This is a genomic window from Pseudoalteromonas sp. Z1A8, assembly GCF_011378855.1.
GTDB lineage: Bacteria > Pseudomonadota > Gammaproteobacteria > Enterobacterales > Alteromonadaceae > Pseudoalteromonas.
Genome location: NZ_WTLB01000059.1, coordinates 1 through 21,706 on the forward strand (window position 1 = coordinate 1; position 21,706 = coordinate 21,706).

23 protein-coding genes are annotated in these 21,706 nt (G+C 39.3%); 6 read left to right on the plus strand and 17 right to left on the minus strand.

The genetic code is table 11. The features are described 5' to 3' along the window. Positions 1-118 precede the first annotated feature (118 nt). From GQR55_RS17380 to ccoG, 4 genes are all read right to left on the minus strand, one after another. Complete coding sequence (locus GQR55_RS17380; RefSeq protein WP_166421587.1) at positions 119-757, minus strand: thiol:disulfide interchange protein DsbA/DsbL; 639 nt, start codon at positions 755-757, stop codon at positions 119-121. Positions 758-773: 16 nt separating this feature from the next. Further along, complete coding sequence (locus GQR55_RS17385; RefSeq protein ID WP_166421588.1) at positions 774-1,397, minus strand: thiol:disulfide interchange protein DsbA/DsbL; 624 nt, start codon at positions 1,395-1,397, stop codon at positions 774-776. Between the two features lie 34 nt (positions 1,398-1,431). Beyond that, positions 1,432-2,406, minus strand: coding sequence for a serine/threonine protein kinase (locus GQR55_RS17390; protein WP_166421589.1), 975 nt, complete (start codon positions 2,404-2,406; stop codon positions 1,432-1,434). 83 nt (positions 2,407-2,489) lie between these two features. Further along, positions 2,490-3,920 carry a cytochrome c oxidase accessory protein CcoG gene (gene ccoG, locus GQR55_RS17395; protein WP_166421590.1) on the minus strand — a complete coding sequence of 477 codons (1,431 nt, stop codon included), beginning with the start codon at positions 3,918-3,920 and terminating at the stop codon, positions 2,490-2,492. Positions 3,921-4,192: 272 nt separating this feature from the next. On the opposite strand from ccoG, the gene GQR55_RS17400 reads away from it, so the two are divergent. Further along, a complete protein-coding gene (locus tag GQR55_RS17400) occupies positions 4,193-4,552 on the plus strand; it encodes a hypothetical protein (protein ID WP_166421591.1) in 360 nt (119 codons plus the stop codon). Beyond that, positions 4,552-4,758, plus strand: a complete 207-nt coding sequence (locus GQR55_RS17405) for a hypothetical protein (protein ID WP_166421592.1) — start codon at positions 4,552-4,554, stop codon at positions 4,756-4,758. Before GQR55_RS17400 ends, GQR55_RS17405 begins: the two co-directional genes overlap by 1 nt. A 24-nt stretch (positions 4,759-4,782) precedes the next feature. On the opposite strand, the gene GQR55_RS17410 is transcribed toward GQR55_RS17405, so the two are convergent. The 13 genes from GQR55_RS17410 to gspC all read right to left on the minus strand — a co-directional run bounded on the left by GQR55_RS17410 (position 4,783) and on the right by gspC (position 16,801). Beyond that, positions 4,783-5,370, minus strand: a complete 588-nt coding sequence (locus GQR55_RS17410; RefSeq protein ID WP_166421593.1) for a UPF0149 family protein — start codon at positions 5,368-5,370, stop codon at positions 4,783-4,785. 22 nt (positions 5,371-5,392) lie between these two features. Continuing rightward, the gene (locus GQR55_RS17415; protein WP_166421594.1) at positions 5,393-6,151 is read right to left on the minus strand and encodes a type II secretion system protein N; all 759 of its coding nucleotides are present in this window, start codon (positions 6,149-6,151) and stop codon (positions 5,393-5,395) included. 3 nt (positions 6,152-6,154) lie between these two features. Continuing rightward, a complete protein-coding gene (locus GQR55_RS17420; protein WP_166421595.1) occupies positions 6,155-6,628 on the minus strand; it encodes a type II secretion system protein M in 474 nt (157 codons plus the stop codon). Continuing rightward, on the minus strand, positions 6,625-7,833 hold the full coding sequence (gene gspL, locus GQR55_RS17425; protein WP_166421596.1) for a type II secretion system protein GspL: 1,209 nt from the start codon (positions 7,831-7,833) through the stop codon (positions 6,625-6,627). Before gspL ends, GQR55_RS17420 begins: the two co-directional genes overlap by 4 nt. Beyond that, the gene (gene gspK / locus GQR55_RS17430; protein ID WP_166421597.1) at positions 7,830-8,819 is read right to left on the minus strand and encodes a type II secretion system minor pseudopilin GspK; all 990 of its coding nucleotides are present in this window, start codon (positions 8,817-8,819) and stop codon (positions 7,830-7,832) included. Before gspK ends, gspL begins: the two co-directional genes overlap by 4 nt. Beyond that, on the minus strand, positions 8,812-9,462 hold the full coding sequence (gene gspJ / locus GQR55_RS17435) for a type II secretion system minor pseudopilin GspJ (RefSeq protein WP_166421598.1): 651 nt from the start codon (positions 9,460-9,462) through the stop codon (positions 8,812-8,814). The genes gspK and gspJ overlap by 8 nt, the downstream gene beginning before the upstream one ends. After that, a complete protein-coding gene (gene gspI / locus GQR55_RS17440; protein WP_002962039.1) occupies positions 9,463-9,837 on the minus strand; it encodes a type II secretion system minor pseudopilin GspI in 375 nt (124 codons plus the stop codon). Then, complete coding sequence (locus tag GQR55_RS17445) at positions 9,837-10,424, minus strand: prepilin-type N-terminal cleavage/methylation domain-containing protein (RefSeq protein WP_166421599.1); 588 nt, start codon at positions 10,422-10,424, stop codon at positions 9,837-9,839. The genes gspI and GQR55_RS17445 overlap by 1 nt, the downstream gene beginning before the upstream one ends. A 49-nt stretch (positions 10,425-10,473) precedes the next feature. Beyond that, on the minus strand, positions 10,474-10,896 hold the full coding sequence (gene gspG / locus GQR55_RS17450; protein WP_007586585.1) for a type II secretion system major pseudopilin GspG: 423 nt from the start codon (positions 10,894-10,896) through the stop codon (positions 10,474-10,476). Positions 10,897-10,976: 80 nt separating this feature from the next. Next, positions 10,977-12,212, minus strand: coding sequence for a type II secretion system inner membrane protein GspF (gene gspF / locus GQR55_RS17455; protein ID WP_002962033.1), 1,236 nt, complete (start codon positions 12,210-12,212; stop codon positions 10,977-10,979). A 2-nt stretch (positions 12,213-12,214) separates the two neighbouring features. Continuing rightward, positions 12,215-13,780 (minus strand): type II secretion system ATPase GspE, encoded by a 1,566-nt coding sequence (gspE, locus tag GQR55_RS17460; protein ID WP_166421600.1) that lies wholly within the window; start codon positions 13,778-13,780, stop codon positions 12,215-12,217. Continuing rightward, the gene (gene gspD, locus GQR55_RS17465; RefSeq protein WP_166421601.1) at positions 13,773-15,836 is read right to left on the minus strand and encodes a type II secretion system secretin GspD; all 2,064 of its coding nucleotides are present in this window, start codon (positions 15,834-15,836) and stop codon (positions 13,773-13,775) included. Before gspD ends, gspE begins: the two co-directional genes overlap by 8 nt. A 23-nt stretch (positions 15,837-15,859) precedes the next feature. Then, complete coding sequence (gene gspC / locus GQR55_RS17470; protein ID WP_166421602.1) at positions 15,860-16,801, minus strand: type II secretion system protein GspC; 942 nt, start codon at positions 16,799-16,801, stop codon at positions 15,860-15,862. Positions 16,802-17,009: 208 nt separating this feature from the next. Between gspC and hslR the strand changes: the two genes are divergently transcribed. The 4 genes from hslR to GQR55_RS17490 all read left to right on the plus strand — a co-directional run bounded on the left by hslR (position 17,010) and on the right by GQR55_RS17490 (position 21,387). Then, positions 17,010-17,432 (plus strand): ribosome-associated heat shock protein Hsp15, encoded by a 423-nt coding sequence (gene hslR, locus GQR55_RS17475; RefSeq protein WP_166421603.1) that lies wholly within the window; start codon positions 17,010-17,012, stop codon positions 17,430-17,432. A 12-nt stretch (positions 17,433-17,444) separates the two neighbouring features. Continuing rightward, a complete protein-coding gene (hslO, locus tag GQR55_RS17480) occupies positions 17,445-18,290 on the plus strand; it encodes an Hsp33 family molecular chaperone HslO (RefSeq protein ID WP_166421604.1) in 846 nt (281 codons plus the stop codon). A gap of 267 nt (positions 18,291-18,557) precedes the next feature. Further along, positions 18,558-20,096 (plus strand): phosphoenolpyruvate carboxykinase, encoded by a 1,539-nt coding sequence (locus GQR55_RS17485; RefSeq protein ID WP_166421605.1) that lies wholly within the window; start codon positions 18,558-18,560, stop codon positions 20,094-20,096. A gap of 181 nt (positions 20,097-20,277) precedes the next feature. Next, positions 20,278-21,387, plus strand: a complete 1,110-nt coding sequence (locus GQR55_RS17490; protein ID WP_166421606.1) for a PepSY-associated TM helix domain-containing protein — start codon at positions 20,278-20,280, stop codon at positions 21,385-21,387. Positions 21,388-21,706 lie beyond the last annotated feature (319 nt).

Here is a 21,706-nt window from a genome sequence, read left to right on the forward strand (position 1 = left end):
AATTCTACAAAAGAATTCGGATTCTTACATACCTAGAAGATCGTTCAAGTGCTATTAACTATTTCTTAAATGATCGGCATTAGCTCCTTATAGGAGCTTTTTTTAGTTTTAGCTAAATTTATTTGCTAGCTAAGTAATTAATCAGTTTGCTAATATCTTCTGGTTCAGTAATACCCGACTCACGGCCTAGGTTTAATTTATACTTACCATTTACAATAAAGGTAGGTACGCCACGTAGTGCGCCTTTTTCTTTAAAGTAGTCCTGATCACGTTTCATTTTAGAGCTTAGCGTACGTACCGAGAAGCTTTTGAAAAGTTTATCAAACTTATCGCCATCAACGCCCTGTGCTACAAATATGTCTTTTACATCTGCAAGCTCATTAAATTTAGCGCGTTTGGTATGAATGTGGTTAAAGATTGCAGAAATAATCTGATCTTTTTGTGGAAGCACTTCTGCAGTAGCAAGTGCCTGGCTCATCATCTGTTGATTTTCTGGGTCGCGTACACCTACGAAATCAACATGGCTCTTTTTAAATTTAACGTTTTTATCAAGCTTAGGCTTAAACTCACCAATTACTGCTTCCATGTTGTTACATGCAGGGCAGTAAAATGAGAAAAACTCTTTAATTTCTGGCTTTTTAGTTGCGCGCTCAGAAACAACGTCGTAATGCACGCCTTCTTCATACGTTGCTGCAAAGCTTGTTGCCGCCATAGGAAGTAGTACTGCAAGCAAACCTGCTTTAACTAATTTAATCATTATTATGCTCCGAAATTTATAGTGCTAATAAAAACGCAACTAACTCATCAAGTTCTTTTTGATTTTTGATGGTGTTGAGGTTTATTTTATATTTGTCGTTAACAATAAAAGTAGGAACGCCCGTTAAGGCACCTAATTTTGAATATTTGTTTTGATTATCTTGTAATGCTTGCTCAGCAGCAATTACTGGCATGCTTGCCATGTCTTGATCGAACGTTGCGCTATCAATACCATTTACTTCAAGTAGTTTTTTAACGTCTTTCATTTCAGTTAAAGGTGCACGTTGGACATGAATACTTTTAAAAATTTGATCGCTAATGCTCTGCGCCTGACCATGCTGTTTAGCAATTAAATAAGCAAAGCTTAAGTTACTTTGAGCTTGCGGCGACACACCACCTAAAAAGTTAACGTGGTTTTTAATAAACTTAGCGCCTTCTGGCAGACCTTGTTCAATTGCTTTAGCTACTGGTTCAAACTTAAAACAATGCGGGCAATAATATGAGAAAAATTCAGTTACTTGCGGTGATGCACTTTTATCCACATCAATAACGGTGTATTGATTATCAACTTCAAACTGCGCAGCAAATGCTGCAAATGGTAAACATAAAAGTAATAAACTCAGTTTTAATTTTTTAAGCATTGGTATCTCGTTGTACTTGTCTTTAAATAAAATATTACGGCAATAATTTTAACGGTGCTTCTTGCAGTGCTGCAAGTTGCTCCTTCAGTGCTAAAATTTGTTGCTCCCAGTATTTGTCATCAGCAAACCATGTAAAGTTCCGCACAAAGGCAGGATCACTCCATCGTTTAGCTACCCATCCCATGTAATGGATAATACGCATCGCTCGCAGCGGTTCAATTAATTTGAGTTGAGAGTGATCAAAATCACAAAACTCTTCATACGCATTCACAAGGGTGTCTAACTGTAACAGTTGCGTCGCTCTATCGCCACTGAGCATCATCCATAAATCTTGTATTGCAGGCCCTTGGCGGCTATCATCTAAATCAACAAACATCAGTGCATCGCCTGCCCACAAAATATTACCAACGTGGCAGTCACCATGTAAGCGAATACTTTGCACATCTTTATACTGTTTTTGCGCCTGCTCTATCACTAAATCTAAAATAGTATAAAAAGCAGTATTTATTCCCATCGGCACTAAGTTACTTTTTTGTAGATGAACTTTGGCTGTATGCAAATACTCATCGCAGGTAACTGTTGGTCTGTAAGTAAAAGGTTTTGTTTTAGCGACTTGGTGCATACGGCCAATTAAACGCCCCATTACATCAAGCTGATCTAAATTATCTACCTCAAATAAACGCCCGCCGACACTTGGAAACAACACAAACAAATAACCTTCGTGTTCAAACAAGCTTTGCCCATTATATAAAATAGGGGCTACAACAGGCACTTCTGCTTCTGCTAGTTCAAATGCAAAATCATGTTCTTCTTGAATTTGCTCCCTACTCCAACGCTCTGGTCGATAAAACTTCACTACGTAACGCAGACCATCATCGGCTTTAAATTGGTACACTCTGTTTTCATAGCTATTGAGCGCCAATAAACCTGACTCGGCGTACACACCTACGCTTTCTATTGCATCGAGTATTAGGTCGGGTGTTAAATCAATAAAACTAAATTTACTCATACTCTTCTTATATAAAATAAAAGCGGGTTATATACCCGCTTTTGTTAATTGCTATACCAGCCTACCATAAAGGCAGATTGTTATTACCGCGCTTTAAAAAAGTTACTTGGCTGCGATATTGTTTCATCTGGCTCACTAACCGGCGAAAGCACAAAGTTAAACTCTGTCATTGGCGCTTTTAAATCATAAGGGTCCATTACAAGTGACAATGGTACATTATGAGACTCACCTGCTTGCACAGTAAATGATTGCTTCCCTATATACTTAAAGTTATCTAAACCTTGCACTTTAATATTAAAGGTTTGCTCGTACTGCGCTTTATTAATTACCTTTAACGTATACGTGTTCTCTACCAAACCATCAAAATCGACACGATATAATTGGTTTCGATCACGAATAATATCAAAGTCCATTGTTTTACGCAGTGCTATATTAGCGACAAGCGCTCCAGTAAGCACAACAAGTATGACCGTGTAACCGATGATTTTAGCTCGTAGTGGATTCGTTTTATTTTCTGGCGTTTCGAGGTTTCGCTCAGTCGTATATGAAATAAGTCCACGCGGGTATTCCATTTTGTCCATTACGCCATCACATGCATCAATACATGCACCACAGTTAATACACTCAGCTTGTAGCCCGTTTCTAATATCAATACCGGTTGGGCATACTTGAACACACAAATTACAGTCTATACAATCGCCCAGCTCTAAATCTTTATGGTCTACTTTACGTGAGCGCGGACCACGGCTTTCACCACGGCTTTCATCGTACGTTACTGTGTATGTGTCTTTATCAAACATAGCTGATTGAAAACGTGAGTAAGGACAAATATGTAAACACATAATTTCTCGCATCCAACCTGCGTTGCCATAGGTACATGCTGCAAAGAATATAATGCTTACTAGTGCATAACCACCTACATTAAAAGTGACAAAATCAGGAAGTAATTCTCTTATAGGCGTAAAGTAACCCACAAAAGAAATAGCCGTATACAACGAAAACAATACCCAACTAGTATGCTTTGCTGTTTTTCGCCAAAGCTTATCAAAGTTCATAGGGCGTTGATCGAGCTTTTTACGCTGATTAGCCGTGCCTTCAAACTTTTCTTCGAACCAAATAAAAATAAAGGTCCATACAGTTTGCGGGCAGGTATAGCCACACCACACCCGCCCATAAAAGGTGGTCACTAAAAATAGTGCAAATGCTGCCAGCATAAAGATAAACGCTAATATGGTGAAATCTTGAGGCCATAGCGTTAAACCAAAAATATTGTATTTTTGACCAATTAGATCAAACAGCACAGCTTGCTGGCCGTTAAAATTAATCCAAGGTAGTAACATAAACGCAAGTAGGCCTAAAAAGCCAATGCGCTGCCTAAGTAATTGATGTAGGCCTTTTACAGCACGCACATAAATACGATTTCGGGGATTGAACCTATCATCTTGACGGCTTAAATCCGATTTTTGGATTTTCACCTCTACAGGGATATTCTTTACTTTAATTTGCTTGTCCATCGAAGTTCCTCAACGCCGCTTGGAAATAAAAACCCAGCAATACTCAAGTACTCTATACTTAAAGTTAGCAAGTTTACTTTAATAAATTGCCATCTCGAATACTTTCAGATATTTCAGAAATATCTGACTGCTGTTAACCATTATAACAATGTTGGTTAAAATTACTGGCATAGATTGCTAATAATTTATTCATCCCAGCTACTTGCTTTTAAAGTGCAGTTTATTACACTGCATGGTAATTCAACCCTACTTAGATCAAGGTTTACGTATCCATGAAAAAATTTCTTATTTTGGTAGTTGTGATCCTTGCCTTTTTTACTATCGACCACCCTCTTATAAAAGAACCTCGAGAAAAGTTATTAGGTGAAGGCATTGGCTTTTTAAGTGATGCGAGTAAGGTTAATAGAAGCCCTGCTGCCAATATGGCTAAAAATAGAATAAGCTCACAGTTAAAGCTTTCTGAATCTGAGGGTGAGTACGTAGAAAAAACATTTACAACTGATGACTCTGTTCAGTTATTTCACTTACGCTATTGTCGTGAACGTGACTTAAACCTTTACTTTTATGACGAACGTTTAAATACGGTGTGTAAAATAGTGACTGACGCACTAGAGCAAAAGCGAGCTAAGTAATGGATTTTTCGAATTTAAATAAAAAAGCAAGCGACTCATTTCATAAACAGCGCAACATGCTTAAACAATTAGCACAAGGCAAAACGTTAAAGTGTGAAAAATGTAATGGAGTTTTAACACTTGATTTAGCCACCAGCGAGCCTGGTAAAGGTATGGTAAAGTGTAAGCAAGGCTGTACTGATATTGTATTAGAACTAAGCGCTTAGATTATCTAAGCGCTTAAGCTAAAACTATTCGTCCCAGCTGTCATCAGTTATTAGACCACTGTTAATGGCAACAACTTCTATGAGCTCCGCAAAGCCTAGTGCAAAGTCACCCATTGATTCATATTGATACTGGCATAAGGCTTCTTTAGTCATACTATTTTGCTGAGCAATCTGAGTAATTGCTTGCTGATCAAGAGCAAAAAAGCTCAGTGTACTTAATGCACTCTCTAATGCTTCTTTAAATTCAGCATCTAACTCAGGTGCATTTAAAAGTGGCTCTGCATATGCTTTAGTAGCCACTAAAAAGCCTTCGCTCCATGGTTTACAAAACTCAAGAGTAAACTCAACGGGTAATTTGTATCCTGTTTCAAATACTTGCTCACTAATTTTATGGTATAGCGCCATAAACAAAAAAAGCATTTCTTCATCTAAATCATTGGCTGTGCTTGGTAATATCTGCTCAAGCCACTCGTGCACATCTAATGGGGTGGGCGAACAAATAACACCAAATAAATAGCCTTGGCTTTGCTCAAGGGTCATTGCTTTAGATTGGGTATTTAAAAATGTGCTGAGCTGCTTTGCTTGCAGCTCAGTAAATTGGGGTATTTGCATTAAAACTCTTTATATTCAAACATTAAAAGTTGAGCGGATAACGACCTTGGCTATCTGGTCGGCCTAAAAATTTAACCGCATCATGTACATCTTTAGGTAAGCTCGCATCTGGTTTTACATACCCAGCCACACTAAAGTCGAAATTAGCTTTAAGTGTAGCATCTGCTTCAAGGCCAAGCGTATTATCTGGGTCAATTAATATTGCCACGTCGCCCGACTTACAGCTTAACTTGCCAGCCAGAGGACCAATATTAAACCACCCATTTAAGCCTTGTACGTCAATATTAGGGCTCGCTATTTCACCTTTTAATGAATCACAATAAGGTGCGCCTGAGCTGTATTCATTAAGCTCTAAAATTACGCGTCCCTTTGCGGTTACAGGTAGGGGTAGTTGTACGCGTTGCATTGCACGCTCTACTGTTGAACGTACTAAGGCGTCAGTTACTTTAACTTTTTTATTAAAAAGCCCATAGCTTACATCTGCGTATCCCGAAATATCAGTGCGCTCTCGTGCATTACCAAACTTTATATTCGCATTTAACTTGCCTGTAAATAACTGCCAGCCAGCAATATCCCAGCGCACATTATTTAACTGCTCGCCATCAAAGCGAACTTGCATCATTTGACCTTGCCAAACAGTACCTACAGTTTGGCCAACTTCTAGCTGCTTTGGTAAGTATGGCTTTGCTACATCAAGCGCAATAGTTGCTGGTAATTTAATAATACAAAACACAATAAAACTAATTAAAAAGACAGCCGATAACGTTATTATTTTTTTCATTAATTAATTCTCTAATACTAAACGGCTTACACGCACATAGCCTGATTTATCATCGCGGCTTAAATCTAAGTTTTCGATTTTTAAACCATGCTGATTTACTAGCTCATCTAGCCACTCTATTAATTGATTGAACTCTACAGAGTCGAGCGTTAAACGAAGTGACCCCGTACTAGGCTGCATTTTACTAATATTTATTTGATAGCGACCACGTGTAGAATTAACAACTTGGCTTAAGTTTGTATTACTCGCCACACTCGTGTTGCCTGCGGCTTTTAGTTTTACAATACTTTCGTCAACCCAAGCTAATAGCTCTTGTTGTTTTATTTGAGATTGCTGTGCTTTTTCTATCGCATTATTTAATGGTCTAAATATTCCCATTACTAAAATAAAAATAATAAACACACCACCAGCAACCATTACTAACTGCTGTTCTTGCTCTTTAAGCGAACGCCATTGTTGCATTAACTGCTTTTTCATACTGCACCTCGCAGTTTAATTTCGCCAACGACATAATCACCGTCATTATTTAAAGAACCTTGCTCAACCGTTAAACCTTGTTTTTCAAGTATGATTTTTACTTTACCAAAGGTTTGGAAGTCTTTAGCGCGTGCACGAATACGTAACTCATTGCGACGCTTGTCATAACGAAGTGTTTCAGGTGTAAATTCGCTCACTTGCGAAAATACATCAACCAAGTTAGTTGTTAAGTCTAAAAAGCCTGACTCACTTGAGCCTCGCACTTTATCTAATGCGCCTCTAATTTGGCTTTTAATTAAATGAGGACGAACTTTAGTTCCCGGAAATGCTTTTTGATATCTGTCGACTACTTGAGCTTTAGCTACTTCTACTTGTGTATTAAGTTGATGCAACTCAATCGCTTTTATTGTAATAGTAGCGGCCAATGCAACACTTGCTATAATTGCGGCGCCTTTCCAGTAACCCCACCATAAAGCGCTTTGTTTTTTAAGCTGATACATACCTTGGCGTAAGTTGAACTTAACGCTATCTAGCTGCTTTGCAAATAATGCTAAAGGAAGGTCGTACTCACTCGTTTGGGCTTGTAAGTTAACGCTTTCAGGAAACTGATTAGCTGGGCTAAAATGTTTAATATCAGGATTACCCATGGCTGTTAAATAGCCATTTAACCAACTAGATTCAACCGCACTAATATGCCATTCTCCTTGCTTAAATAACCATTGGTTATTGAGCTCAATTGCAGTTACTGCGCCCTCCTCTGCTATTGGTAACAACAAAGCATCGGGTAATATTCTGTATACTGATAAATTATGCTCAGTAAATAATGCGAGCCATTGTTCAAACCATTCACGGTCAGTCATCGCTACACGTATTGCATGTTGCTCTCCAAGCATTGTCGGCTGCGCTACAGCTATAAACAGTTCATCTACGTCACATGCTATATCTTCTTCGAGCATATACGGCAGTGCTTGCTCGAGCTTACGATTCCATTTTGTTGGCAAAGCAACCGTTTTTAATTGCACTTGATCACTTGGTAATAACACGACCACTTCTCGGGTAAGTGCTTTTTCGCTTAACTCACTTAAATGCTCTGCATTTGGTAACTCGCCACTGGCTATTATTTCTTGTTCTTGTGGTGAGTAAATTAACCAATTAAGTAATTCTTGCTCGGTTTGACCCGTGCGGATCAACAGTATTTCTGTCACTGTACGCCTCCAAATTTTCGCGCCAGTATCGTTACGTCGCCGTCTTTAGCGTGCAGTAATGTGGTCATCGAAAAACGCAGGTCGACAAAATTTGCCTGCGTTTGTAATTTAAAATATTCGCTTTTAATACTAAATAAACTTTTTACTGCGTCAGTATTAGTGCCGCCTTGCTGCTTAACCTGTTCAAAAAATTCATCAATGGTGTCAAAGCCAGTTTGCGGCCTGGCACCTATCACCGCTTCTGCACCAGATAAGCTCAAACTTTCTATTAAGGCACTGAGTATAAGTGCTTGCTCTGGTACTAATGTATTTACATTTATAGATAAAAGCGTACTGCCGGGTATTACACATACATATGGCAGTACTTTTTCCATCACTAATGGATTAAAGCCCTTAACTAAACGTAGCTCCGATGTTGATGCAAATAAACTATTGGCTGTCATGTACGGAAAATCTCGTGATAAATACTCGTCTTCCTCTGCACCTGAGCGATACGTTATGCTGTCCTCGTCAAGCCAATCGAATACGCTATCTGCCATTGTCTCTTCTGATTCATCAGCAGGTAAGTCATCAATATTTTCAAGTAATGCAAATAGTGCTTTGTGCGCAGGGTTTGTTTTACTCGCGCTGTTTGTATCTGGTGCTATGGCTAAAGCATTTAAATTTAAACATGCTTGTAAGTCAGTAATTTTGCCACTCAATGTACCGTTATCAACAGGATATGAAGCATCACCTTGGGTTGCCCATATTTGGTCGAGCGTTGTCTTATCGGCATCATCTTTTTTACTTTGTATAAGCCCTTTAATAGCAAGTTCTTCTGCACCATAGGCATACCACTTAGCTTGTTGATGACCTTGTAAATTAGTACTTTTTTGCACTTGCACCATTAAATTAGCGCTCATCTCTACCGCCAAAATAGCAGCCAACGCCACAATAAATAAAACAATAACAAGTGCTGCGCCGCGCGATGATTGTTGCTTAACCATTATTCACGCTCGTATCTTGTGTTGTGCTTGGTGGAGCAACAACCTTGCCCTGCCCTGGTACTAAAAATACTCGACGAATCGGCTCTGCTTTTATTTGTTGTAACGTAACAGCAACTGCTTTAGGAAGCGCTTTAATTTCCCATTGCTCTTGCCATTCGTTTTTACCATCTAAAAACTCAAACTTAAGTTCTTCAATATTCTCCAGTACACGTTGAACGCGTGGTTCCATATTATCAAGCTGATCAACATATACTCTGTAAACACGCTCAAGGTTATCGTCTATCACTCTGTAACCAACAGCTTGTAGTTCTGAACGTGGTAATAAGTTTATTGGATTTATCCAACCATCTCGTACAAACGCGATACCATCGTATTGGCTTTCTAAAACGTAACGACCAGCGAGTAAGTATTGTTCTTGAACATCGCCAGACTCATTACGAACAGCTCGTTTGGTCATTTGGCTAAAATCTTGATCCATTAACCTAAAGGTAGTTTGCAACCCATTTAACTCTGCAATTTTTTCATCGGAGGCATCTTTTGCTCTTGTTGTCGTCTCGAGTATTTGATGAGTAGCAATAATAACAAAAGCTAAGATACCCAGTGCAACCATAACTTCAAGTAATGTAAACCCGCGCTGCTTCACTTACTTTTTGCCTTTATTTAAATACGTTGATAATTCATATGCCGAATGCTCATACTTTTCATCCGTAAAAACATTGATTGTTAGCTTAACAAAGCTCTTATCAGCGGTAGCGGTTACTTCTTGTTGCCAAAACCATTCAACACCGCCCATTACTTCACTGCCTTTAAGGTTATTTTTACCTTGCCATTGTTCACCTTTAGTACGTTGTTCAATAATAACGTTTTCGGCGACCCACGATGCATAGGTTTGCTCTTCAATAGTGGTTAAGTGATGTATATGCTCGCTTGTTGCTTGCATTGCCGCTATACCCGCCATGGCGCAAATACTTAATGCGACAAGCACTTCTAATAAGGTAAACCCTTTAGTGCGCTTCATTATTCTGGCTCTCGGCGAAAGTTAATGGGTGCTGTAAATTCACCTTCAATGTAATACACAGGCTCGCTTTGATCTTTTAACTCTAATATAAGTTGAAACGCACTCACCTCACCTGATGACAAAATAAGTACTTGTGGAATTTTCAGTTTTTTAAGCTCAAGTAAGCTGTCTTCATCGCCACCACTCATAAGCTCACGCCAGTTAGATTGCTCTAAGAGGTTATCTTGTGCCCACGCTAAATCTTCTAAGTTAAGAGTGAGTTTTAATCTTTCATCTAACTCGATTGGTTTAAAAAGATCTTCACGGTCAAAGGTAATCCACTTTTCACCATCGAAAACTAAATACTCTAGCGTGTTGTCCTCTACTAATAAGCCCAATTCAACTTGGTTTAAAATGGCAAATTCTGATGCCATATTAATGGTGGTATGCAGCCTGAGTGCTTGAGTATCTAATTCTTCCTCAGCACCGCCTTCTAAGCTGTATACCACCATTTTGGTGGCAAAAGCGATGATCACTAATACCACTAAAATTTCTATTAAACTAAAGCCGCTGCTTTTTGCATGGCGCTGCTTAAGGCTTGCTTTCATAGCAAGCCTCTAGCATTAACATGTTCATACAAAACAGTGTACTTAAGCATTATTGCTTTTCTTCGTCCCAGTTACCGATATCATCATCAGTACCTACTTCACCATCTGGGCCCATAGAAAAAATATCAAACTTGCCAATTTCACCTGGGCTAATTAGCTGATATAGATTACCCCATGGATCTTCTGGTAATTCATTAATAAAACCACCGTCAGGGAAACGTTTTGGAACCGGTTCAATGCTTGTTTGAGTAACTAGCGCTTCAAGACCTTGCTCTGTGCTTGGGTAGCTCTTATTTTTAAGCTTGTATAAGCTCATTGCATCTTCTAATTGTTGAATATCTAGATGCGCTTTATCGATAGCAGCCTCTTCTTGCTGACCCATAATGTTAGGTGCAACAATTGACATAATCATTCCGATGATAACCAGTACCACCATCACTTCTAGTAAAGAAAAACCTGATTGTTTATTCACGTAATTACCTCATTATTCTAAAAACATTAAGTAAAAATGGTTTAGGTAAAACCATTAATATATTTAAAAATTATTTTAACTTAAAGTCCAACAGCTTTATTCATCGCCATTATTGGCTGCAATATTGCCATTACTATAAATAATACAATAACCGCCATTGAGGCGATCATCGCAGGCTCTAGTAGTTTAAGCGACACATTAACCATGCTCTCAAATTCGCGATCTTGGTTATTTGCAGCACGCTCTAACATTTGCTCTAGTTCACCTGATTTTTCACCACTTGCTATCATATGCAGCATCATTGGTGGAAACAACTTAGTTTGCTGAAGTGCAGCTCTTAAGCTTGCACCCTCACTCACTCTGTCGGATGCATCTGCAACCGCTTTTTTAATTTTTTCGTTAATTAATACGCCGCCCGAGATACGCATTCCTTCAAGTAATGGTACCGAGCTTGACGATAGAATACTTAAAGTACGTGCAAAACGTGCGGTATTAATACCACGAGCCACTTTACCTATACCTGGCATATGTAGCACTCGGTCATCCCACCAAAAACGTATTTTAGGCTGCTTAAGTGCATGCTTAATACCAATGGCTATAGCTGTAATCGCTATTAAACTAATAAACCAATAATTTTGCACAAAATGGCTGCCTGCCATAACCCATTCGGTTGTCCAAGGAAGTACTTGTTTCGTTTTTTCAAACGTTTTTAATATTTTTGGTACTACGGTGCCCAGTAATACCGACACAATACCAATTGCAAATACCACTAATATAATGGGGTAAACCATAGCCTGAGTTATTTGGCTACGCATATGTTGGCGCTGCTCGGTATAGTCGGCTAAACGATTAAGTACTTGGTCAAGGTGACCCGACTTTTCGCCTGCGGCTACCATTGCACGATATAAGTCGTCAAAAACATGAGGAAACTCACTAAGACCATCGGCAAGTGTGTAACCTTCAACCACTTTTGAGCGTACCGACATAAGCATACGCTTTAAACGCGGCTTTTCGCATTGCTCAGCAACCGCCATAACAGCGCCTTCAACAGGGAGTGCCGATTGAATAAGTGTTGCTAATTGCCTTGTAATTAGTGCTAAGTCTGAGGTTGAAATTGTCGGTTTAAAAAAGCCACCGAGTAAAGGGGCTTTTTCACCTTTGACTTGTTTATCACTTTGCGCCGCAGGGACAACTTCAAGCGGCGTAAGTTTTTGATCACGTAAAGTTTGGCGAATTTGTTTAGCTGTATCAGCTTCTAAAATGCCTTTTTTTTCTTTACCTCGGCCATCTAAGGCACGGTATTCAAACGCCGCCATAGTTAACCTTCCTCACGGGTAACACGCAATACTTCTTCAAGTGTTGTTTTACCTACAAGTACACGGCTACACCCATCTTGGCGAATACTTGGGCTGCGCTTACGAATGTATTTTTCTACGCTTTGCTCGCCTTTACCGTTGTGAATCATTTCGCGTATTGTTTCATCGACTACAAGTAACTCGTGAATACCCGTACGACCACGATAACCATTAAAATTACACTCCTCGCACCCTACTGCTCGATAAATTGTCGGTTGGCTTTCAAAAGGAACCCCTAACAGCTGGCATTCATGCTCATCAGCCGTGTGACCTTCTTTGCAGGTATTACACAATGTACGTACTAGCCGTTGCGACAACACACCGAGTAACGACGATGAAAGTAAGAATGGTTCAACACCCATATCTTCCATACGTGTAATTGCACCCGATGCGGTATTAGTATGCAGAGTAGACATAACAAGGTGGCCGGTAAGTGACGCTTGAACACCAATTTGCGCAGTTTCAAGGTCGCGTATTTCACCCACCATTACTACATCAGGATCTTGGCGTAATATTGCACGTAAACCACGTGCAAATGTCATATCAACTTTTGCATTAACTTGTGTTTGCCCAATACCTGGAATTTCGTACTCAATAGGATCTTCAACGGTAAGAATATTGCGATCGCGTGAGTTAATTTGGCTCATACCAGCGTATAAAGTGGTACTTTTACCAGAGCCCGTTGGCCCTGTTACTAAAATAATGCCGTGGGGTTTACTAATTAAATCTGAAAACAATGCACGGTTATCTGCGGTCATACCTAAATCTTCAAGGTTTAAACGCGCGTTGTTTTTATCAAGTAAACGCAGTACTACACGCTCACCAAAGCTCGATGGCATTGTAGACACACGCACATCAACTGCACGCCCGGCAATACGTAAACTAATACGACCATCTTGTGGGATACGTTTTTCGGCTATATCAAGCTTAGCCATTACTTTAATACGAGATACAAGTAACGATGCGAGTTTACGATTGGGCTTTAATACTTCTTTAAGTACACCATCTACCCTAAAGCGAATAACAAGTTCCTGCTCGAAGGTTTCGATATGAATATCAGACGCACCTTCTTTAATCGCTTCGCTAAGCATGGCATTAATAAGCTTGATGATTGGTGCGTCATCGTCGCCCGCCAGTAAGTCTTCAGTTTGCGGGAGCTCATCAGCAAGAGAGAATAAATCGACCTCGTTACCAATGTCTTCCATCATTTGCTGTGTTTCAGAGCTATCACGCTGGTATGACGCTTCAAGCAATAGCTCAAATTTATCATCAGCTAACTGCTCAAGTGTAAAACCATGGCCAGCGATACGACGCACTTCTAACAGTACTTCTGCATTTAGCTCACCACGGTAGTAGACTATGCGGTTATCTTTGTTTTTACCAAGTAGCACACCAGCGCGTCTTGCATACGAAAACGGTAATCGCTTTGCCGGTAACTCAACTAACACATCGCTGGTTAGTAGCTCATCCTGATTATGCGTTTGAGGATGAACCACATCTTGGTTTATCTCTTGAATCGCATTAGTCATCTTTACGCTCTTGTGCATTTTGTTTACGTAGAGACTCTTCATACGTAGGAGGAAGTACTAATTCGTCATTCCACTCAGGTAAAATAGGCGTATCAGTCATTGGCATTAATTCAATACCATCTTCTTTTTGCTTAAACTGCTCACCACGAATAAAGTTATATTTATTAAAGCTTAACTTATTCATGCTTACACCATCACGAATAATGGTTGGGCGAATAAACACAATAAGGTTACGCTTACGGCGCGTTGTATTTGTTGATCTAAACAAGTGACCTAAAATAGGGATATCGCCTAATAACGGCACCTTAGAAACACTTTCTTGTACGTCTTCATCTATTAAGCCGCCAAGTACAACCATACCGCCATCATCGGCCATTACCGTTGTTTTAATTGAACGTTTATTTACTGAAATATCAACAGCAGTGGCACCACTTACACTTGATACTTCTTGCTCAATTGTAAGCTGTACTGCAGAGCCATCATTTATCTGTGGTGTAACAACTAGTTTAATACCGACTTCTTGACGCTCAACCGTTTGGAATGGGTTAGCGTTATTACTACCCGTTTGTGAGCCTGTAATTATAGGTACTTCTTGACCCACTAAAATAGATGCTTCTTCGTTATCCATTGTAGTAATAGACGGTGTAGCCAAAATATTTGAATTTGTGTCGGTAGCAACTGCTTGAATAATTGCACCCCAGTCATTTTTAACAACGCCCAGCGCTAAACCATTAATACCGCTTAGTAAGGAAGCTAATGGACCATAGTCACCTTCTGTTGTTTCCGTAAATGGCGTCACTGTACCTGACTCAGTTCCTATTATATTTTTAGTTACGGTTGTATCTTGTGCTTGCTCAGCGGCAACAGCTAATGAACCTACAGGAACAGTAGTACCATTATTAAACTGCAACATACCGCCTTGTTCAGAAATCCACTGCAGGCCTAAATTAACACCATCGCCTTCCATAACTTCAATAATAATGGCTTCAACTAATACTTGCGCTCGGCGAATATCAAGACGTTCAATTACCGACTCTAGTGATCGCATTGTGTCTGGCTGTGCGGTGATAATTAATGAGTTTGAGTCTGGGTGAGACTCTATACTGCTTTCATTATTGCTTCTGCTACGAGTTTTAGTAGTACCGCCTTGTGCATCTTCAACAAGTGACTTACTTACACCTTGCAATACTTTGACTAAATCTTCAGCTTTAGCGTAATTTAGGTAAAACACCTTGGTATTACCTTGGCTTTCTAATTCGCCATCTAAGCGCTTAATAAGCTCTATGGCACGTGTACGTGCCTGGCCTTCACCACTTACAATAACGCTATTAGTTCGGCCATCAGCCACAACTTTTGGAATTAAAAATTCAGGCACACTGCCTTTACCGCTGTCTTTATAAATATTGTCTACTACAGAGACAACATCATCTGCCGTCGCATATTTTAGCTTAACGATGTCTACACGCTTGTCACCCGCTTGATCAACAGAGCGAATGATCTCAACTAAGCGATTAACTGATGCAGCATGACCCGTTAGCATCATTACGTTAGCCGCGTTAAAGTTAGCAACATGGCCGCCATCTTTTTGGTCGCTAAACTGACGAACCAAAGGACCAAGCTCTTGTACACTTACATTTTTAACGCGCACAACACGTGTAATCATCATGTCGCCGCTAGCTTCATTACCGTCGGTAATAAGTGGTACATTTGATTTTTTAGCGTCTGAACTTTTCTCTACTTTAAGAATGCCATTATCCATTTCAACAGCTGAGTAGCCATAAACTTCTAATACATTTAAAAAGAACTGATAATAAAGCGCTTCGTCCATTAACTCATAACTGCGAACATTTACTTTGCCGCGCACGTTAGGGTCTATAATCACTGTTTTATTAAGGTTTTTACCAACAATATTAATGAACTCGTTGATATCAGTGCCTTTAAAGTTAGCAGCATATTCAACAGCAGAAACAGACAAAGAAATACTTGCCGCCAAAAAAAGTGCCGCGTACTTAGCTAACCCTTTTTTAATTTTTTTGAGGTGTAGCACCTGAACCATTGTATTAAAACTCCAAAGCTAAATTATTGCAGACTAAATTGCACATCAATTTGTTCACCATCACGTTCTATAGTGATATTGGCATCTGTACTATTACGCAGCTCGTTGATAGCTGACATAGCCTGTTTTAAATCTGTTAATTGATAGCCATTTATAGAAATAGCCAAATCGTTATTTTTTAATCCCATTTGCTTAAACAGTTCAGGCTCTTTACCTGGACTTAAGCGATACCCAATTAGCTCACCGTCATTCATGGCTTGTGAAACACGTATGTAGTCAAATAATTTACCCGGTTCTTCGAGCAGCTCTTCACGTGTTTCTATAATTGCTTCTTTAACTTCTGGATCTGCAGTGGCATCTATTTGTAGTTCACTTGGTTCTAACTTTTGCGGACCCATTTCAGCCTCATCACGTGCAGCGAGTACAGGCATAGATACTTTTTTACTAAAATCGAGCCCATCAAGCATTAATGTTTCAAAACCCCCATTAACACCCAAAATAACACGGTCAGGCAGTATCTGTGCTACTTTAGCTCGCGTGCCCGATACTACTTCTTCAACAAGATAGCTTACTTGCTTACCTTGTGATTCAATAATTGCTATACCTGCTTTATCATCGTTATTAACCGCTACAATACCGGTTAAGTTTATACTTAAGCGCGTTTCTGGCGCATTATTTATAACCTGCGATTGCTTTGCAGTATTATTGTTGTTTGTTACAGTTTTTTTACCAAATAAGAATTGCTCAACAATATGCTGTGCTGAGTTATTACTCGCACCAGATGACTGATTAGCATAATGAGTAGGAGTAAGTAGAGATACGGATGGTTTCGGCCACAAAAGCCAAACAAGTTTTGATAATAAAAATGCAAGATAAACAACAACTAACAGTGTTACTAACGCACTTAACTTAGCATGCGGTAACCGCGTTAAAAATTGTTTTAGTTGTTGGATTTGCTGTTCCATAAATAGTGTTCTTATTTTAATTTACTGCGTTAGCGCGTACCCATAGTACCCTTTCATTTTTCTTTCAACAAGCACACTAATATTAAACTTTGTAAACAGATTAAATTAACTTTACATCTGTGTATAAAAAACAAACGGCTGTTGTAATACCTTCATCCTACGATGATTTCATGATAAATTTTAAGCTATAAAACGTGGGGAACACCTTATGAGTAAAAAAAGTAATGCTAATACTAACTCAGACCATGCGGATGAGTTAAAAGTTCGATTAGATAAATGGTTATGGGCTGCGCGATTTTATAAAACCCGCGCCGTTGCACGTGAAATGGTGCAAGGCGGCAAAGTACATTATAATGGTCAACGTTCGAAAGCGAGTAAAATAGTAGAAGTTGGCGCAAAGGTAAAACTTGCCCAAGGTGTAGATGAAAAGCTGATAACTATACTTTCAGTGCTTGAAAAACGCCAAAGCGCCCCCATTGCACAGACCATGTATCAAGAATCTGATGCCAGTATCGCTAAACGCGAAGAGAACAGCATCGCACGCAAAAATAACAGCTTCTTTGCTCCTCATCCGGATAAAAAACCGGATAAAAAGCAAAGACGCGAACTTTTAAAAATGAAATCAAGTTAGGTATAGCCGCTCATGCAACAAGATTTACTTCACCGTTATTTATTCAACGAACTAGATGTTCGTGGCGAACTCGTGCAAATCGAGAGTGCTTATAATGAAATGATTGCCGACCATAATTATCCAGAGCCTGTTAAAGCATTGCTAGGTGAGTTACTCGTTGCGACCTGCTTACTAACCGCCACATTAAAATTTGAAGGTGAAATTGCTGTACAGCTTCAAGGCGATGGCCCTGTTAAGTATGCAGTTATAAATGGCGATGACAAACAAAACATGCGCGGGATCGCTCGTCTACAAAGTGAAATTACGGGCACAACCGTTAAAGAGCTCATTGGTCAAGGCTATATGGTGATTACTATTACGCCAAATAAAGGTGAGCGTTATCAGGGTATAGTGCCACTAGAGCACGATACCCTTAGTGAATGTATTGAAAGTTACTTTGAGCAGTCAGAGCAATTAAAAACACGCCTTTGGTTTGCAACCGATACAACTGAAGGTAGTGCAAAGGCATGTGGCTTATTTTTACAAGTGCTTCCAGTTGATAAACAAAAATCAATTGAAGACTTTGCACATCTAGAAGCATTAAGTAACACGATTAAAGATGAAGAACTATTACATCTTGATGCTAATACTGTGCTTACACGCTTATATCACGAAGATAACCCTCGTGTATTTGAGCCCCAAACAATTAAATTCAAATGTGGTTGTAGCCGTGATAAAACAATTACGGCTCTTGTTAACATCGGACAACAAGAACTCCTTAACGATGTAGCTGAAAAAGGCTCGGTTAATATTAACTGCCACTATTGTTTAAAAGAATATCTTTTTAACGAACAAGATATAAAAAGCATTTTCAACTAAATATTCAGCTTCACTTATATATAGTAATTAAAGCCGCAAAATATGCGGTTTTATATTATAAAAAGATGATACCGGTGTCATCATTTCTGCTAATTTCATGACACCGGTATCATTGAAATTATTCATGTTTTTTCTTAAATATATGTGTTTTTAGGGCCTTTGCGGGCTCGAATATCTTAAAACCTTCTGTTACTATAATTTCAGTTTAAGGGCACTGATAACCCCAGAGCTATCCGTTCAAACTCTCACACATAGTTAGGTATAAACATGACTACAGGCGCTACACGTTTTGTCGATTTAACCGCAGCTGAACTTGTCGAGCATGCGATCCGCCGTGGCGAAGGTACTTTAGCCGCAAATGGTGCTTTTGTTGCAATTACAGGAAAACGAACTGGCCGTTCACCAAAAGATCGTTTTATTGTTCAAGAAGCGACTACTCAAGATGATATTCAATGGGGCAATGTTAATCGCCCGTTTGATGCAGACAAATTTGACGCTTTATGGGCTCGCGTAGAAGCACATGTTCAAAGTAATGACCACTTCACCTCTCACCTAGAAGTTGGCGCAGACCCTGAACATTACCTACCTGTAGTAGTAACTACAGAAACAGCGTGGCACCATATTTTTGCCAAAAACATGTTTATTGAACCGCAGAACTATAACGCTTCAAACTTACCACAATGGCAAGTAATGAACGTTCCTTCATTTGTATGTGAGCCAGAGCGTGATGGCACTAACAGTGATGGCACCGTTATTATTAACTTTGCAGCGCGCAAAGTATTACTAGCAGGTATGCGTTACGCCGGTGAAATGAAAAAGTCGATGTTTTCTGTACAAAACTTCCTGCTTCCAGCAAAAGGTGTATTACCAATGCACTGTTCTGCTAACGTTGGTGAAGCAGGCGATACAGCATTATTCTTCGGTTTATCTGGTACAGGTAAAACAACACTTTCAGCAGACCCTACTCGCTTTCTAATTGGCGATGATGAACACGGTTGGGCACCTGGCAGCGTATTTAATATTGAAGGCGGTTGTTATGCTAAATGTATCGACCTTTCACAAAATAATGAACCTGTAATTTGGAATGCTATTCGCTTTGGCACTATTTTAGAAAATGTAGTGTTAGATGAAAAAGGCGTTCCAGATTTTAACGATACTAGCCTTACTCAAAATAGCCGTGCAGCATATCCACTTGAACACGTTGAAAAACGTAAAGTAGAAAACCGCGCAGGCGAACCTAAGGCTGTTGTATTTTTAACTTGTGATGTAAGCGGTGTATTACCACCCGTTTCTATACTTAGCGAAGAAGCTGCTGCTTTTCACTTTTTAAGTGGATACACAGCAAAAGTTGGTTCTACTGAGATTGGTTCAACTAGCGATATTGAATCAACATTTTCGACATGTTTTGGCGCGCCATTCTTCCCACGCCCTGCTGGTGTTTACGCTGAGCTTCTTATGAAGCGTGTACGCGAGTTTGGCGCTAAGGTGTACCTTGTGAATACAGGTTGGACTGGCGGCCCTTACGGCACAGGTAAACGTTTTGATATCCCAACTACTCGTGCAGTAATTGATGCAATCGTATCTGGTAAATTAGCGGGTGTTGAAACTCAGCACATTGATGTTTTAAACCTAGATGTACCGGTAGCAGTTCCAGGTGTAGATACTAATTTACTTAATCCTATTAATACGTGGGAAGATAAAGCTAAGTACAATGAATATGCAGCAAAGCTTGCCGCTGACTTCACTGAGAACTTTGCTAAGTACGACGTATCAGACGATATAAAAAATGCAGGACCTAAAGCTTAAATAAACTTTAATATTGTATTTTAACGCCAGCCCATAGCTGGCGTTTTACTTTTTAATACCTAATTTAATAAGTGCGACAAAATGCCGCACAACTTATATAAAAAACCATATAATATACCGCGTAATTGATCACCTCCTAATGCCCAATAAATCAGCATTACTCATTACGGCTATTTAATTGATGACACCAAAGCTTTCATGGCGAAAAACCTCAAGACGGTTACATTTATACTTAGGGCTCTCGGTAGGCGTATTACTCACTATTATTAGCCTTTCTGGCTCCGTATTAGTTTATTACCCACAAATAGACTCACTGTTAAATCCAATTGATCACACTACTGCCGATACAAAATCACCTAATTGGGATAAAGCATACAGTACGTTAAGGAAAAATTTCCCTGCCAAGCTTGGGCCATGGCGATTAGAAAATACAGGTATGAATTCAATTGTACCCGCACGCTATTACAATCCTATAGAAACAAAAGAGCAAGGTTTTGCTCCCTTAATGGTTTGGCTATCTAGTAATAGCAATGAAGTAATACGCAAAGACTACTGGGGGGAATATCTAGTAACTTGGATGTACAACCTACATTTTTCATTACTAACGGGAACGACAGGCACACTTGTTGTCGGCTATATAGGTGTAGCCTCATTAGTTCTTCTTATTTCTGGATTCCTTGCTTGGCTTCCAAAGTCTGGGCAGTGGGTAAAGTCACTAAAATTTAAGTCTCGTAGCTCTAAAATAGGTTTGCTATACGACTGGCATAAACTAATTGGATTAAGCTTCTGCGCGCCATTATTAGTTCTCACTGTTACAGGTGTTATACTTGCCATACCAAAACAAACTGACCCTATATTAAGTGCCCTAGTTGGCGATATAAACTCCCCCTCAATAAAGCAAATACAACCCAGTAAACAATCCAGCATTCCCTTATCGCAAGCAATACTTATAGCTCAAAAAACATTGCCCGAAGCACGTTTAGCTTGGATTGAAACACCATCAAACTTAAATGCTATTTATAGATTTAGATATCAAACTAGAAACGATCCTTCGTATCGCTTCCCGCATAGCTATATCGAAGTTAATGCATCTACAGGGGAACTAGAGAGCCTTTTTAACATAGATAAGCAAAGCACGGCTAGTAAAATTAAAAACTGGATACACCCACTGCATGACGGCAGTATTGGCGGAAACATGCTAAAATTTATATGGTTGCTAAGTGGTTTTGGGTCTGCAGCATTGTTTTTTATCGGTGTATATCGATGGTTAGTTAGAACGAGGAGAATATAAAATAAACTTTAGTTGAAGGAGTACACTAATCACTTTTCAGTAAGTCTTGTCGATGATTTCTTAATATAAAGTATATGGCCTTAATTAACCTTAGGATTAAAAATTAATAACGCTCAATACATATTAAAGCAACCCTTAACCGCCTACCTGACTATAAAACAATTAGTGAATTCGGGTAAGTAATACCAATCTGCATAAAGATTAAGTCAATTTGATCCAGTCTCTAGAGCATATGCTTTAACCGTATCTGGAACAGAAATGAATTTGTTCCACGCTTGCGAAACCTGTTCAACTATTTCTTCATAGCAACTAAACACAC